13 protein-coding genes and 1 tRNA gene are annotated in these 15,939 nt (G+C 59.0%); all 14 read right to left on the bottom strand.

Annotation, left to right across the window (positions count from 1 at the left end; all coding sequences use genetic code 11):
• Positions 1-104 (bottom strand): GTP-binding protein (locus tag MU846_RS14205; RefSeq protein WP_246953914.1); only part of this gene is annotated, 104 nt, incomplete at its 3' end.
• A 51-nt stretch (positions 105-155) separates the two neighbouring features.
• Positions 156-2,258 carry an elongation factor G gene (fusA, locus tag MU846_RS14210; protein ID WP_246953892.1) on the bottom strand — a complete coding sequence of 701 codons (2,103 nt, stop codon included), beginning with the start codon at positions 2,256-2,258 and terminating at the stop codon, positions 156-158.
• 77 nt (positions 2,259-2,335) lie between these two features.
• Positions 2,336-2,806 carry a 30S ribosomal protein S7 gene (rpsG, locus tag MU846_RS14215; protein WP_246953894.1) on the bottom strand — a complete coding sequence of 157 codons (471 nt, stop codon included), beginning with the start codon at positions 2,804-2,806 and terminating at the stop codon, positions 2,336-2,338.
• A gap of 266 nt (positions 2,807-3,072) precedes the next feature.
• Complete coding sequence (rpsL, locus tag MU846_RS14220; RefSeq protein WP_246953896.1) at positions 3,073-3,447, bottom strand: 30S ribosomal protein S12; 375 nt, start codon at positions 3,445-3,447, stop codon at positions 3,073-3,075.
• A 168-nt stretch (positions 3,448-3,615) separates the two neighbouring features.
• Positions 3,616-7,818: a DNA-directed RNA polymerase subunit beta' gene (gene rpoC, locus MU846_RS14225; protein WP_246953898.1), complete on the bottom strand. Its 4,203-nt coding sequence runs from the start codon at positions 7,816-7,818 to the stop codon at positions 3,616-3,618.
• A gap of 79 nt (positions 7,819-7,897) precedes the next feature.
• Complete coding sequence (gene rpoB, locus MU846_RS14230) at positions 7,898-12,037, bottom strand: DNA-directed RNA polymerase subunit beta (protein WP_246953900.1); 4,140 nt, start codon at positions 12,035-12,037, stop codon at positions 7,898-7,900.
• Between the two features lie 251 nt (positions 12,038-12,288).
• Positions 12,289-12,666, bottom strand: a complete 378-nt coding sequence (gene rplL, locus MU846_RS14235; RefSeq protein WP_246953902.1) for a 50S ribosomal protein L7/L12 — start codon at positions 12,664-12,666, stop codon at positions 12,289-12,291.
• Positions 12,667-12,711: 45 nt separating this feature from the next.
• The gene (rplJ, locus tag MU846_RS14240; protein WP_246953904.1) at positions 12,712-13,218 is read right to left on the bottom strand and encodes a 50S ribosomal protein L10; all 507 of its coding nucleotides are present in this window, start codon (positions 13,216-13,218) and stop codon (positions 12,712-12,714) included.
• Positions 13,219-13,453: 235 nt separating this feature from the next.
• Positions 13,454-14,149, bottom strand: a complete 696-nt coding sequence (rplA, locus tag MU846_RS14245; RefSeq protein ID WP_246953906.1) for a 50S ribosomal protein L1 — start codon at positions 14,147-14,149, stop codon at positions 13,454-13,456.
• Positions 14,150-14,151: 2 nt separating this feature from the next.
• Positions 14,152-14,580, bottom strand: a complete 429-nt coding sequence (gene rplK / locus MU846_RS14250) for a 50S ribosomal protein L11 (RefSeq protein ID WP_246953908.1) — start codon at positions 14,578-14,580, stop codon at positions 14,152-14,154.
• A gap of 133 nt (positions 14,581-14,713) precedes the next feature.
• Positions 14,714-15,247 carry a transcription termination/antitermination protein NusG gene (nusG, locus tag MU846_RS14255; RefSeq protein ID WP_246953910.1) on the bottom strand — a complete coding sequence of 178 codons (534 nt, stop codon included), beginning with the start codon at positions 15,245-15,247 and terminating at the stop codon, positions 14,714-14,716.
• Positions 15,248-15,256: 9 nt separating this feature from the next.
• On the bottom strand, positions 15,257-15,631 hold the full coding sequence (gene secE / locus MU846_RS14260) for a preprotein translocase subunit SecE (protein WP_246953912.1): 375 nt from the start codon (positions 15,629-15,631) through the stop codon (positions 15,257-15,259).
• A gap of 38 nt (positions 15,632-15,669) precedes the next feature.
• A tRNA-Trp gene (locus MU846_RS14265) sits at positions 15,670-15,745 on the bottom strand.
• Between the two features lie 86 nt (positions 15,746-15,831).
• Positions 15,832-15,939: EF-Tu C-terminal domain-related protein (locus MU846_RS14695; RefSeq protein ID WP_306799406.1), on the bottom strand; the 108-nt coding region annotated here is incomplete at its 5' end.

Consider the following 15,939-nt stretch of genomic DNA (forward strand, 5'->3'; position numbering starts at 1 on the left):
ACGCGGGTCAGCGCAGCGGTCAGCGTCGTCTTGCCATGGTCAACGTGACCAATCGTGCCTACGTTCAGGTGCGGTTTGTTACGTTCGAACTTTGCCTTTGCCACGGATATATCCTCTATATTCTTTACGTTTTACTGTCCGGCTACCGGGGCTTGTCAGCCCCGGTTCTTGATGACTTCCTGCGCCACGTTATTCGGGGTTTCCGCGTAGCGGATGAACTCCATGCTGTAAGTGGCACGGCCCTGGGAAGCAGAGCGCAGCGCCGTAGCATAACCAAACATTTCCGACAGCGGCACCTCGGCCTTCAACTGCTTGCTGCCACCCGGAATGTCTTCCATGCCCTGGACGATGCCACGACGACGGTTCAGGTCACCCATGATGTCGCCCATGTACTCTTCGGGCGTCTCCACTTCGACCTTCATCATCGGCTCCAGCAGCACGATGCCTGCCTTGGGTGCGCCTTCACGCACAGACAGCGCACCCGCCATGCGGAACGCATTTTCGTTGGAATCCACTTCGTGGTAGGAACCATCGTACAGCGTCGCTTTCACGCCCAGCACGGGGAACCCTGCCAGCACACCCGACTTCAGCTGCTCGCGGATGCCCTTCTCGATAGCGTTGAAGTACTCTTTCGGTACCACACCACCGTGAATTTCTTCTTCGAAGATGAACTCCTGCTCGCTGTCGGCACCCAGCGGCTCCAGACGTACGCGCACGTGCCCGTACTGCCCGCGACCACCAGACTGCTTGACGAACTTGCCTTCTGCTTCCACCGCTTTGGTGATCGTCTCGCGATACGCAACCTGCGGTGCACCGATGTTCGCGTCCACGTTGAATTCACGCTTCATCCGCTCGACCAGAATCTCCAGGTGCAGCTCACCCATACCGGAAATGATGGTCTGACCGGATTCTTCGTCGGAATGCACACGGAACGACGGGTCTTCCTGTGCCAGACGGCCCAGTGCAATACCCATCTTTTCCTGATCTGCTTTCGACTTCGGCTCAACCGCCACGGAAATTACCGGCTCCGGGAACTCCATGCGCTCCAGGATGATCGGCTTTTCCAGCGAGCACAGGGTTTCACCGGTGGTGACTTCCTTGAGGCCAACACACGCACAGATATCACCCGCACGCACTTCCTTGATCTCTTCCCGGCTGTTGGCGTGCATTTGCAGCAGACGGCCGATGCGCTCTTTCTTGTCCTTGGTGGCGTTGAGTACGGTTTCACCCGAGCTGAGCACGCCCGAGTACACCCGCACGAACGTCAACGAGCCAACGAACGGGTCGGTGGCAATCTTGAACGCCAGCGCCGCGAAGGGCTCATCATCAGCAGAGTGCCGCTCCGCCGCCTCGCCGTTGGGCAACTCACCGCGGATGGATTCGACATCGTCCGGCGCCGGCAGGTAGTGGATGACGCCATCCAGCATCGCCTGCACGCCCTTGTTCTTGAACGCGGAGCCACAGAAAGTCGGCACGATTTCACCCGCCAGCACTCGCTGACGCAGCGCGCCGTGGATTTCCTCCTCGGTCAGCTCGTCGCCGCCCAGGTACTTTTCCATCAGCTCTTCGTTGGCTTCTGCTGCGCTTTCGATCAGCTTTTCACGGTACTCTTCGCACTGCTCCAGCATCTCTGCAGGCGGATCTTTCAGCTCGAAGGAAAGCCCCTGATCAGCTTCGCTCCACCAGATGGCCTTCATGGTGATCAGATCCACCACGCCCTTGAAATTCTCTTCCTCGCCAATCGGCAGCTGCATCGGCACCGGGTTTGCACCCAGGCGCTTTTTCATCTGCTCGACCACACGCAGGAAATTTGCGCCGGTCCGGTCCATCTTGTTGATGAAAGCAAGACGGGGGACGGAATATTTGTTGGCCTGGCGCCATACCGTCTCGGACTGCGGCTGCACACCACCCACAGCGCAGTAAACCATTACCGCACCATCCAGCACACGCATGGAACGCTCTACCTCAATGGTAAAGTCTACGTGCCCCGGAGTATCGATGATGTTGATCCGGTGCTCGGGGAACTGCTTCGCCATGCCACTCCAGAAGCAGGTGGTCGCCGCTGAGGTAATGGTGATACCCCGCTCCTGCTCCTGCTCCATCCAGTCCATGGTGGCGGCGCCATCGTGGGTTTCACCGATCTTGTGGGAAACACCTGTGTAAAACAGAATCCGCTCGGAAGTTGTCGTCTTGCCCGCGTCAATGTGAGCGCTGATACCGATATTTCTGTAGCGATTCAGAGGAGTCTTGCGTGCCACGTTGCTATCCTCACGTCATGCTTTGCTGCGAATGTGGGGGCCAGTCTGCCTGCAGACTGGCCCAATGCGTGCCCCGATCAGAAGCGATAGTGAGAGAAGGCCTTGTTGGCTTCTGCCATGCGGTGAACATCTTCCCGCTTGCGAATGGCAGAACCCTTGCCTTCCGCTGCGTCCAGGATCTCACCGGCCAGACGGGCAGCCATGCTTTTCTCGCCACGCTTGCGGGCGGCGTCCACCAGCCAACGCATGGCCAGCGCGGTACGGCGGCTGGGGCGAACCTCCACCGGCACCTGGTAGGTGGCGCCACCTACCCGGCGGGACTTCACTTCTACCATCGGACGGATGGCATCGAGGGCTTTCTCGAAATACTCAAGCGGCTCGGCCTTCTTGCGCTCTTCGACAACGTCCAGAGCACCATAAACAATGCGCTCGGCGACCGACTTCTTGCCGGATTCCATGACGTGGTTGATGAACTTCGCGAGCAGCTGGCTTCCGAATTTCGGGTCCGGCAGGATCTCGCGTTTGGCGGCGACGCGTCTTCTTGGCATGGATGTGTTCCTCTTACAACCCCGCAGGGCGGGGAATGCTTCAGGGTTAACCGGGACAGCCCGACATGGGCAGCCCGTCCTTACTCATCCCGCCGCAAGCACTCGCTTGCGGTAGTCTGAATGGAGCCATGGCTCCGCTTTGCCATCACATCTGCAACCGATGCAACGACGAAAGGAAGCCAGCGGCTTCCTTTCCGGTACCAGCCACCCCGCTCGGGAGCAGCGGCATCGAAACGACAGACAGCGCCCTCTGGCGCAGCCTTGCGTTATTTCTTCGGACGCTTGGCGCCGTACTTGGAGCGGCGCTGCTGACGACCGTTTACACCCGCAGTATCCAGGGTGCCGCGCACGGTGTGGTAACGCACACCCGGCAGATCCTTCACCCGGCCACCACGAATCAATACCACGGAGTGCTCCTGCAGGTTGTGGCCTTCGCCACCGATGTAGGAGCTGACCTCGTAGCCGTTCGTCAGGCGCACACGGCAAACCTTGCGCAGCGCGGAGTTCGGCTTCTTCGGGGTGGTGGTGTACACGCGAGTACAGACACCACGACGCTGCGGGCTGCCCTGCAACGCCACGGAGTCACTTTTTTCTACCTTGCTCTTGCGCGGCTTGCGCACCAGCTGGTTTATGGTTGCCATGAAAACTAATGCTCCACGCTTACATTTCTGTGACGATAACCGGGATGACCCTGAAATACGTCACCCGAAAGGGTGCGAATTCTAGGGAACGACCCCGCGGCAAGTCAAGCCAGCGGGGCCTCTTCCTCCCTCATTTTTTTGCACTCACCGGCCAAAGCCGGCCAGCAATCAGTTCTCGTTGGAGAAACTGAGTGCCTCGGACAATGCCTGCTCCACCTCATCCATGGTCGGTGCTTCCGGCCCGCGGGCCAGATCGCGCTGACGACGGCGCTCCATGTGGTAGGCATAGCCCGTACCGGCCGGGATCAGACGACCCACAACCACGTTCTCTTTCAGGCCGCGGAGACCGTCTTCCTTGCCGGTTACCGCCGCTTCGGTCAACACCCGGGTGGTCTCCTGGAAGGAGGCCGCGGAGATGAACGATTCGGTGGCCAGCGATGCCTTGGTGATACCCAGCAACATACGCTCGTAACGCGGCAACATCTTGTCGGCCGCCTTCAGGCGATCGATTTCAGTCAGCACACGCGCCAGCTCGACCTGCTCGCCCTTGATGAAGGACGATTCGCCCACTTCGCTGATTTCCACCTTGCGCAGCATCTGACGGATGATCACTTCAATGTGCTTGTCGTTGATCTTCACACCTTGCAGGCGGTAAACCTCCTGCACTTCGTTGACGATATAGCGCGCAAGCTCTGTCTCGCCCAGCAGGCGCAGGATGTCGTGCGGGTTCAGCGGGCCATCGGAGATCACCTCACCCTTGGCCACCTGCTCACCTTCGAACACGTTCAGCTGGCGCCATTTCGGGATCAGCTCCTCGTGCACGTCGCCGCCGTCGTCCGGGGTGATGACCAGTCGCACCTTGCCTTTGGTCTCTTTACCGAACGACACCACACCGCTCTTCTCGGCCAGAATCGCTGCTTCTTTCGGCTGGCGAGCTTCGAACAGATCCGCCACGCGCGGCAGACCACCGGTGATATCCCGCGTCTTGGAGGATTCCTGTGGAATCCGCGCAATCACGTCACCAATGCGAATTTCAGCGCCATCACGCAGGCCCGTCAACGAGCCGGCCGGCAGGTAGTATTGGGCCGGCGTGTCTGAGTTCGGCATGTTCACCGGCTTGCCCTTGGCATCCAGCACCCGAATCACCGGACGCAGATCCTTGCCGGAAGTCGGACGATCCTTGGCATCGATCAGCTCGATGGTGGTCAGGCCGGTCAGCTCATCCGTGGTGTAGTTGACGGTGATGCCTTCTTCCATATCGCCGAACTGCACCCGGCCTTCAACTTCGGCAATGATCGGGTGAGTATGCGGGTCCCAGGTGGCCACGATCTGCCCGCCTTCCACCATGTCGCCATCGTTGGCGGTGATCAGCGCACCGTAAGGCACCTTGTAGCGCTCACGTTCACGGCCGATTTCATCCGCCACTGCCAGCTCGCCGGAGCGCGAAACAGCCACCAGGCCGTCCTTGTGCGCCACCGTCTTGATGTTGTGCAGACGCACGCTGCCGCCATGCTTGATCTGGATGCTGGCGATTGCCGAAGCCCGGCTCGCCGCACCACCGATATGGAACGTACGCATGGTCAGCTGGGTGCCCGGCTCACCGATCGACTGGGCAGCGATAACACCCACCGCCTCGCCGATATTGATACGGTGGCCACGGGCCAGATCCCGGCCGTAGCACTGGGCGCAGACGCCGTAACGGGTTGCGCAGCTGATCGCCGAGCGCACCATCACTTCGTCAACACCGCTGTCTTCCAGCAGATCCACCAAGTTCTCGTCGAGCAGGGTGCCCGCCTCGGCCAGCACATCATCGGTACCCGGTGCAATCACGTCGCGGGCAACTACACGGCCCAGTACGCGCTCGCGAAGCGGCTCGACAACATCACCACCTTCGATCAGCGGCGTCATCAACAGGCCGTTCTCGGTGCCGCAATCCAGCTCTGTGACCACCAGATCCTGAGCAACATCCACCAGGCGGCGGGTCAGGTAACCGGAGTTGGCTGTCTTCAGTGCCGTATCAGCCAGGCCCTTACGCGCACCGTGAGTGGAGATGAAGTACTGAAGTACGTTCAGCCCCTCACGGAAGTTGGAGGTAATCGGCGTCTCGATGATCGAGCCATCCGGCTTGGCCATCAGGCCACGCATACCTGCCAGCTGACGAATTTGCGCAGCGGAGCCCCGAGCGCCGGAATCCGCCATCATCCAGATCGGGTTGAAGGAGCCTTGCTGCTCTTCCTCACCCTTCCGGTTGATGACCGTTTCGCTCTTGAGGTTATCCATCATGGCCTTGGCAATCTGATCGTTGGTGCGCGACCAGATATCGACCACTTTGTTGTAGCGCTCGCCACGAGTCACCAGACCGGAAGCAAACTGCTCCTCGATCTCGCGCACCTCGTCTTCGGCGCTGGCCAGAATGGTCACTTTCTCGGTGGGGATCACCATGTCCTCGATGCCCACAGACGAGCCCGAGTGGGTGGCTTCCCGGAAACCGAGATACATCAGCTGGTCGGCAAAGATACAGGTCTGCTTGGTGCCCAGAATGCGGTAGCACTGGTTCAGCAGACGTGACACCGCCTTCTTGGTCATCGGCTGGTTGACCGCGTCGAACGCAATCCCCTTCGGCACGATTTCCCACAGCTTGCAACGGCCCGCTGTGGTATCCGCGATAAACGTGCGCTCCGTGATATTGCCATCCTTGTCGTTCACGGTTTCATTGATGCGCACCTTGATGCGTGCGTGCAGATCAATGGCATTGTTGCCCAGTGCGCGGCTCACTTCCCGGGCATCCGTGAAGTACATGCCTTCACCCAGCGCATTCACGCGGTCACGGGTGATGTAGTAAAGGCCGAGTACCACGTCCTGTGTCGGCACGATGATCGGCTCACCGCTGGCCGGCGACAGGATGTTGTTGGTGGACATCATCAGCGCACGGGCTTCGAGCTGGGCTTCCAGAGTCAGCGGAACGTGCACCGCCATCTGGTCACCGTCGAAGTCGGCGTTGAACGCCGCACACACCAGCGGATGCAGCTGGATCGCCTTACCTTCGATCAGCACCGGCTCGAACGCCTGGATACCCAGACGGTGCAACGTCGGTGCGCGGTTCAGCAGCACCGGGTGCTCGCGGATCACTTCGGCCAGGATATCCCAGACCTCGGCGGTTTCGCGCTCGACCATTTTCTTGGCGGCCTTGATGGTAGTCGCCAGGCCACGCCCTTCCAGCTTGGCAAAGATGAACGGCTTGAACAGCTCCAGCGCCATTTTCTTCGGCAGGCCACATTCGTGCAGTTTCAGCGTTGGCCCAACCACGATCACGGAACGACCGGAGTAGTCCACGCGCTTGCCGAGCAAATTCTGACGGAACCGGCCCTGCTTGCCCTTGATCATGTCGGCCAGCGATTTCAGCGGGCGCTTGTTGGAGCCGGTGATGGCGCGGCCACGGCGGCCGTTATCCAGCAGCGCATCCACGGATTCCTGCAACATCCGCTTTTCGTTGCGCACGATGATATCCGGCGCAGCCAGATCCAGCAGACGCTTGAGGCGGTTGTTGCGGTTGATCACACGGCGATACAGATCGTTGAGATCCGAGGTCGCAAAGCGGCCACCATCCAGCGGCACCAGCGGACGCAGATCCGGCGGCAACACCGGCAGCACCGTCATGATCATCCATTCCGGACGGTTACCCGAAGCCTGGAACGCTTCCATCAGCTTGAGCCGCTTGGACAGCTTCTTCAGCTTGGTGTCGGAGCCGGTGGATTCGATCTCTTCGCGCAGATCGGCAATATCCTGCTCAAGATCGAGTTTTTCCAGTAGTGCCTGAACTGCTTCGGCACCCATGCGGGCGTCGAACTCGTCACCGAACTCTTCCAGCTTCTCGAAGTACTCTTCATCGTTGAGAATCTGGCCCTGTTCGAGATCGGTCATACCCGGCTCGATCACCACGAAGGATTCGAAGTACAGCACACGCTCGATGTCACGCAGCGTCATATCCAGCATCAGACCGATGCGGGACGGCAGCGATTTCAGGAACCAGATGTGTGCAACCGGGCTGGCCAGCTCAATGTGCCCCATGCGATCACGGCGCACTTTCGACAGCGTCACTTCGACACCGCATTTCTCACAGATCACACCACGGTGCTTCAGCCGCTTGTACTTGCCGCACAGGCACTCGTAATCCTTGATCGGGCCAAAGATACGGGCGCAGAACAGGCCATCCCGTTCCGGCTTGAAGGTACGGTAGTTGATCGTTTCAGGTTTCTTGACCTCACCAAAGGACCAAGAACGGATCAGATCCGGCGGCGCCAGACCGATCTTGAGTTTATCAAACTCAGTGACTTGTCCCTGACTTTTAAGAAGATTCAGCAAGTCTTTCAAGGCCAGTCCTCCAACAGGAGCGTTAGCTCGCTATTCGTTAATCCGGGCAATCGGTGATCCGGCGAACCGGATCACCGGATCAGTCGTTTTCCAGCTCGATATTGATACCGAGGGAGCGGATTTCCTTCAGCAATACATTGAAGGATTCCGGCATGCCCGGATCCATACGGTGATCGCCATCGACGATGTTCTTGTAAATGCGCGTCCGGCCATTCACATCGTCCGATTTCACCGTAAGCATTTCCTGCAGGGTGTACGCTGCGCCATAGGCTTCCAGCGCCCACACCTCCATCTCACCAAACCGCTGACCACCGAACTGTGCCTTCCCGCCCAGCGGCTGCTGGGTAACCAGGCTGTACGAGCCGGTTGAACGCGCGTGCATCTTGTCGTCCACCAGGTGGTTCAGCTTCAGCATATACATGTAGCCAACCGTTACCGGGCGATCGAATTTCTCACCGGTACGGCCATCCCACAGCACCGACTGCCCGGACGGCTCCAGATCGGCGAGCTCAAGCAACGCTTTGATCTCATGTTCCTGCGCGCCATCGAATACCGGTGTTGCCATTGGCACACCCGCACGCAGGTTCTGAGCCAGCTCGACGATTTCAGCATCGCTGAACGTCTTCAGGTCTTCCAGGTTATGCACGTCCCCGGTCTGGTTATACATCCGCTCCAGGAATTCGCGCACCTCGGCAACCTTCTTCTGCTCGTCGAGCATGCGACCGATCTTCTCGCCCAGGCCCTTGGCGGCCCAGCCCAGGTGGGTTTCGAGAATTTGCCCGATGTTCATCCGCGACGGTACACCCAGCGGGTTGAGCACCAGATCCACCGGCACACCGTGCTCGTCATACGGCATATCTTCTTCCGGCATGATCACGGAGATCACACCCTTGTTACCGTGACGGCCGGCCATCTTGTCGCCCGGCTGAATGCGACGCTTGATGGCAAGGTAAACCTTGACGATCTTCAGCACGCCGTGCGCCAGGTCATCACCGCCGGTGATCTTGCCCTGCTTGTCCTTGTAGCGCTCTTCCTGCTCTTTCTTGTGCGCTTCAAGGTACTGCTGGGCACGTTCCAGCTGTTCGGCTACGTCGTCATCAGCCGGGCGCAGCTCGAACCACTGCTCGGGCTTGAGGCTGTCGAGCAACTCGTTGGTCAGCTCGGTGCCACGCTTCTGCCCGGCGCCGCCGTTGACCTTCTTACCCACCAGCTCGCGGCGCAAGCGCTCCAGCAAATCCAGTTCGAGGATGCGGTATTCGTCTTTCAGGTCCTTGCGGAACTGATCCAGCTGCATCTGCTCGATCTGCTTGGCACGCTCATCTTTATCGACGCCATCGCGGGTGAACACCTGCACATCGATCACGGTGCCCTTCACGCCGGAAGAAACACGCAAGGAGGTGTCCTTCACGTCGGAGGCTTTTTCACCAAAGATCGCACGCAGCAGTTTTTCTTCCGGGGTCAGCTGGGTTTCGCCTTTCGGCGTCACCTTGCCCACCAGAATATCGCCCGGGCCGACTTCGGCACCGATGTAGACGATGCCGGACTCGTCCAGCTTGGACAGTGCAGCCTCGCCCACGTTGGGAATATCGGAAGTGATCTCCTCCGGCCCCAGCTTGGTGTCACGAGCCACACAGGTCAGCTCCTGAATATGGATGGTGGTGAAGCGATCTTCGCGCACCACGCGCTCCGAAATCAGGATCGAGTCTTCGAAGTTGTAGCCGTTCCAGGGCATGAAGGCGACGCGCATATTCTGGCCCAGTGCCAGCTCGCCCATGTCGGTGGACGGGCCGTCGGCCAGGATATCTTTCGGTGCCACCACGTCACCCACTTTCACCAGCGGACGCTGGTTGATGCAGGTGTTCTGGTTGGAACGGGTGTATTTCGTCAGATTGTAGATATCGACGCCGGCTTCGCCCTCGGCAATCTCGTCGTCGTTCACCTTGACGATGATGCGACCCGCATCCACCTTGTCGATCACACCGCCACGACGTGCCACCACACACACACCGGAATCACGGGCAACGTTACGCTCCATACCGGTGCCCACCAGCGGCTTTTCGGCACGCAGTGTCGGCACGGCCTGGCGCTGCATGTTGGAGCCCATCAGCGCACGGTTGGCATCATCATGCTCCAGGAACGGAATCAACGCCGCCGCCACCGACACCACCTGGTGCGGAGAAACGTCCATATGCGTGATCTGCTCCGGTTGCATTACGGTGAATTCATTGTGATGCCGCACGGTCACGAACTCTTCGACGAAACGACCGTCTTCCATCTTCGAATCTGCCTGCGCAATCACGCACTCGGCTTCTTCGATCGCCGACAGATATTCGATTTCGTCGGTCACCTTGCCATCCACCACCTTGCGATACGTGCTCTCCAGGAAGCCGTAATCGTTGGTACGCGCATAGGTAGCCAGCGAGTTGATCAGGCCGATGTTCGGGCCTTCCGGCGTTTCAATCGGGCACACGCGGCCGTAGTGGGTCGGGTGCACGTCACGCACTTCAAAACCGGCACGCTCACGGGTCAGGCCACCTGGGCCCAACGCCGAAACACGACGCTTGTGGGTGATCTCGGAGAGCGGGTTGTTCTGATCCATGAACTGCGACAACTGCGAGGAGCCGAAAAACTCCTTCACGGCTGCAGCCACCGGCTTCGAGTTGATCAGATCCTGCGGCATCAGCCCTTCGGATTCTGCCAGGCTCAAGCGCTCTTTCACTGCACGCTCGACACGCACCAGACCAACGCGGAACTGGTTTTCAGCCATCTCGCCCACGGAGCGCACACGGCGGTTCCCAAGGTGGTCGATGTCATCGACGATGCCATTGCCGTTACGGATATCAACCAGAGTGCGGATGACTTCGACAATGTCGGAATAACCGTCGCCGACTTCTTCGAAGTAACGCTTGCCTTCCTCGTCGTTGCGCAGACTGAAGTAGCGGCCGTCATACAGAATGCCGGGGCCACCGGTTTCTTCCCGGCCCAGACGACGGTTGAACTTCATCCGGCCAACACCGGAAAGATCGTAACGCTCTTCGGTGAAAAACAGGTTCTTGAACAGGTTCTCTGCCGCATCCTTTGTCGGCGGCTCGCCGGGACGCATCATGCGGTAGATTTCCACCAGGGCTTCGAGCTGGCTGCGTGTCGCATCGGCACGCAGGGTCTCGGACATGAAGGCGCCGTGATCAAGATCGTTGGTGTACAGGGTGTCGAATTCGTTCACACCCGCCTTTTCCAGCTTCTCCAACACCTCGGCAGTCAGCTCGGTGTTGCACTCCACCAGAATTTCGCCGGTCTCCTGATCAATGATCGACCGCGCCAGCACCTTGCCGTGCAGGTATTCCGCCGGAATTTCGAGAAACTCGATATTGGCTTTTTCAAGCTCGCGAATGTGACGAGCAGTAATGCGGCGGCCAATCTCGACCACCACCTTGTCGCCAGCGAGAATGTCAAACGTCGCCGTTTCGCCACGCAGGCGCTCGGCGATCAGGCGCATCTTGTAGACGCCGTCCTGATACACAATCTGATTGGTCTCGAAGAACATTTCGAGAATTTCATCAGAGTTGTAGCCCAGCGCACGGAGGAGCACGGTCGCTGGCAGCTTGCGGCGTCGGTCGATCCGCACGAACACCTGGTCCTTGGGATCAAACTCGAAGTCGAGCCATGAACCACGGTAGGGGATGACCCGAGCCGAATAGAGCAGCTTGCCGGAGCTGTGGGTCTTGCCTTTGTCGTGATCGAAGAACACACCGGGTGAACGGTGCAGCTGAGACACGATCACGCGCTCGGTACCGTTGATGATAAAGGTGCCGTTCTCGGTCATGAGCGGAATCTCGCCCATGTATACCTGCTGCTCGCGAATGTCCTTGATCGCGCCAGATGATTCCTTGTCGTAAATCACCAGGCGGATACGAACCCGCAGCGGGGCAGCATAAGTCGCGCCACGGAGCATGCACTCCTTGACGTCAAAAACAGGCTTGCCGAGTTCATAACCGGCATACTCCAGCGCGGCGTTGCCGGAATAGCTGGAGATCGGAAACACGGAGTTGAAGGCAGCTTCCAGACCCGTGGCTTCACGCGCTTCGCTACCTTTATCCTGTTGCAGGAAGGTGCGATACGAATCAAGCTGGATGGCCAGGAGGTAAGGTACCTCCATGACTTTGGGAAGCTTGCCGAAATTCTTGCGGATCCGCTTTTTCTCAGTAAATGAGTATGCCATCTGCGTTCCTCGGCTGTTGATACATCACTCGAAAGCGACGTCTTTACACGCTAGCGTGTTGTACTTACAGGGCCTGAGCCTGGCTGCATTTCCGGCTCAGGACGAAAATGCCCCGGTCGAGACCGGAGGCTGCGGCAACGCATCAGGGCGCCGCGAACAACCTCTTGTCAGAAACGACAAAAGGCTGGCAGCCGAAAACAGCTGCCAGCCGGCGTCTTCCCACTTAGCCGGAAAGACTGGCGCATAAGCGCTTACTTCAGCTCTGCAGTACCACCAGCCTCTTCGATCTTCTTCTTGATCGCTTCGGCTTCGTCCTTCGCTACACCTTCCTTGACCGGCGCCGGAGCGCCCTCTACCAGGTCCTTGGCTTCTTTCAGGCCCAGGCCGGTAGCTTCACGTACTGCCTTGATCACGCCAACTTTCTTGTCGCCGAAACCAGTCAGGATAACGTCAAACTCGGTCTGCTCTTCAGCAGCGGCAGCGCCACCTGCGGCACCCGGTGCAGCAGCTACTGCTACAGCAGCCGCAGATACGTTGAACTTCTCTTCGAACGCGGAAATCAGCTCGACCAGCTCCAGTACGGACAGCTCACCGATGGCGTTCAGGATTTCGTCTTTGGACAGTGCCATGTTCAATTCTCCAAAAATCTTGATCAGGTGTGGATCAGGCAGCGATCAGGCAGCCTGCTCTTCGTTCTGTTCCTTCAGCGCCGTCAGCAGGCGACCAAACTTGGATACCGGTGCTTGCAGCAGCGATACCAGCGTGGTCAGAGCCTGTTCGCGGCTCGGGAGCTTGGCCAGTACATCAATGTCTTTGCCAGTGAACAGTTTGCCATCGAACGCGCCGGATCGAATTTCCAGCTCGGCATTGTCCTTGGCGAATTCCGTGAACAGACGGGCAGCAGCGCCCATATCATTCTCGGACATCGACAGACCAATCAGTGTGGGGCCGACCAGCGACTCGTTCAGCAGCGCAAAGTTCGTATCTTCCAGCGCACGACGCGCCAGAGTGTTACGAATAACGCGCACATAAACGTTGTGCTCACGAGCCTTGTTGCGCAGGGCGGTAATCTGCCCTACGTCCAGCCCGCGATAGTCGGCGACCACAGCCGAGAAAGCACCGCTGGCAGCTTCTTTCACCGCTGCTACGATGGCTTTCTTGTCTTCCAGTTTCAGAGCCACTGTGTCATCTCCTATATAGTTTCAACCGGCCTGCTGGCCGGTCACCCTTTTCGTGAAGGCGAACCTTCACGCGCGGGGGCACAGTGAAACCTGAACCACACCGCGTCTACGCAGGCTGGGGTTTTAAGCTCCCGGAGGAGCGCCTGTGGTCTTTGACGCTTGCCCGTCAGGCGGGCAACTCAAAGTCCGAAAGCCGGTGCCGCCAACGCGCCACCGGCTAGTTTTGCACTACCAATCAGACTGCCAGCGTCGCCAGGTCGATCGACAGACCCGGCCCCATGGTGGTCGAGAGGGTAATCTTCTTCAGGTAGACCCCCTTGGACGACGGCGGCTTGATCCTTCTCAGATCAGCAACCAGCGCCTCCAGGTTTTCTTTCACGGCATTGGCGTCGAAACCCACCTGGCCGATATTGCAGTGGATGATGCCGCCCTTATCGGTGCGGTAACGCACCTGGCCGCCCTTGGCGTTCTTGACGGCAGTGGCCACATCAGCGGTCACGGTGCCCACTTTCGGGTTCGGCATCAGGCCGCGTGGGCCCAGGATGGTGCCGAGCTTGCCGACAACGCGCATGGCGTCAGGAGTAGCGATCACTACATCGAAGTTGATCTCGCCGCCTTGTACCTGCTCGGCCAGATCTTCAAAGCCCACTACATCCGCACCCGCTTCACGGGCCACATCAGCATTGGCGCCTTGTGCAAACACAGCAACGCGAACAGTCTTGCCGGTGCCGTGCGGCAGCACAGAAGCGCCACGCACGTTCTGGTCGGACTTGCGCGGATCGACACCCAGATTGATAGATGCGTCGATGGATTCCTTGAACTTCACTGTCGACAGCTCGGTCAGCAGGCCAACGGCCTCGTCGATAGCATAAACCTTGCCCGGTACCACTTTTTCACGGATTGCGCGGGCGCGTTTGGAAAGCTTGGCCATGCTTATTCCTCCACGTCCAGACCCATGGAACGGGCGCTGCCCGCAATGGTACGAACCGCTGCATCCAGATCAGCTGCAGTGAGGTCCGGCTCTTTCGCCTTGGCGATATCTTCCAGCTGGGCACGGGTAACCTTGCCCACCTTGTTTTTGTTCGGCACACCGGAACCGCTCTTGATGCCGGCCGCTTTCTTCAGCAGGAACGCCGCAGGCGGCGTCTTCATGACAAAAGTGAAGGAACGGTCGCTGTACACGGTGATGATTACCGGCACTGGTGCGCCTTTTTCCATCTCCTGAGTCTGCGCGTTGAACGCCTTGCAGAACTCCATGATGTTCACGCCGTGCTGACCCAGCGCCGGGCCCACAGGCGGGCTCGGGTTGGCTGCGCCCGCTGCGACTTGCAGCTTGACGTAGGCCTGGATTTTCTTCGCCATTGAGGTACTCCCTTGGGTTCGATCGCCTCACCGTGCATTGGCCGCCCGGCTATGGCTCCCCTGAGGTTTGTATAAGCCTGGCCAGACGACCAGGCACCAGCAGGCGGGCTACCTTACGACAGCCCGCCCGAAGTCAGCTCTTTTCGACCTGACCGAATTCCAGCTCCACCGGCGTGGAGCGGCCGAAGATCAGCACTGCAACCTGCAGGCGGCTCTTCTCGTAATTCACTTCCTCGACCACGCCGTTGAAATCGGCAAACGGGCCGTCGATAACCCGCACCACTTCACCCGGCTCGAACAGCGTCTTCGGCTTCGGCTTGTCGGTACTGTCGTCCATACGCCGCAAAATGGCGTCGGCTTCACGGTCGGTGATTGGCGACGGCTTGTCCGGCGTACCGCCGATAAAGCCCATCACTTTGGGGGTTTCCTTGATCAGGTGCCAGCTGGCTTCGTTCATTTCCATCTGCACCAGCACATAGCCTGGAAAGAACTTGCGCTCGGAGCGACGCTTCTGGCCACCTCGAATCTCGACCACTTCTTCAGTGGGAACCAGGATATCTCCGAAGTGCTCTTCCATCTCCCGCAGTTTGATCCGTTCCTCAAGCGCTCGCTTGACGTACTTCTCAAAGCCGGAATAGGCATGAACAACGTACCAGCGCTTCGCCATGTCTACCCCTTAACCAATGACTCGAGACACGATGCCGTTGAGCACCCAGTCGAAGAAAAACAAAATGAGGGAGACCAGCAACACAAATGCCAACACGATAAGGGTGGTTTGCACGGTTTCCTGACGCGTTGGCCAGACCACCTTGCGCACCTCCACCATGGCATCCTTGCGAAGCTGATTGAACGCACGGCCCTGTATCGTTTGCAGCGCAACGAATGCAGCCGCCAGACCCAGAGCACCCACCGCGAGCGCCCGATATAGCGGAGAAACATCACCGTAGTAGCTGTTGCCCCACACGGCCACGCCCACCAACAAGGCCACCACCAGCCACTTCACGGCTTCGAGTGCGGATGTTCCGGACTGTGTTTCTGCCTTTTCACTCATTACCGATACCCCGCTACCTCTGTAGCGCCGGGAAAATTTGGCAGGCCAGGAGGGACTCGAACCCCCAACCCCCGGTTTTGGAGACCGGTGCTCTACCAATTGAACTACTGGCCTGTAACTTTTTAACCTTCACTGCTCAAACGCAGTGGGCCGAGGCACTGTATACGCACCTCGGCCCGAGTGCCAGAACCAGCCTGCACTTAGGCGAGAATTTTTGCTACCACGCCGGCGCCGACAGTACGGCCACCTTCACGAATAGCAAAACGCAGGCCGTCTTCCATGGCGATCGGCGCGATCAGCTTCACGGT

Source organism: Alcanivorax quisquiliarum, assembly GCF_023051175.1.
Taxonomy (GTDB): domain Bacteria; phylum Pseudomonadota; class Gammaproteobacteria; order Pseudomonadales; family Alcanivoracaceae; genus Isoalcanivorax; species Isoalcanivorax quisquiliarum.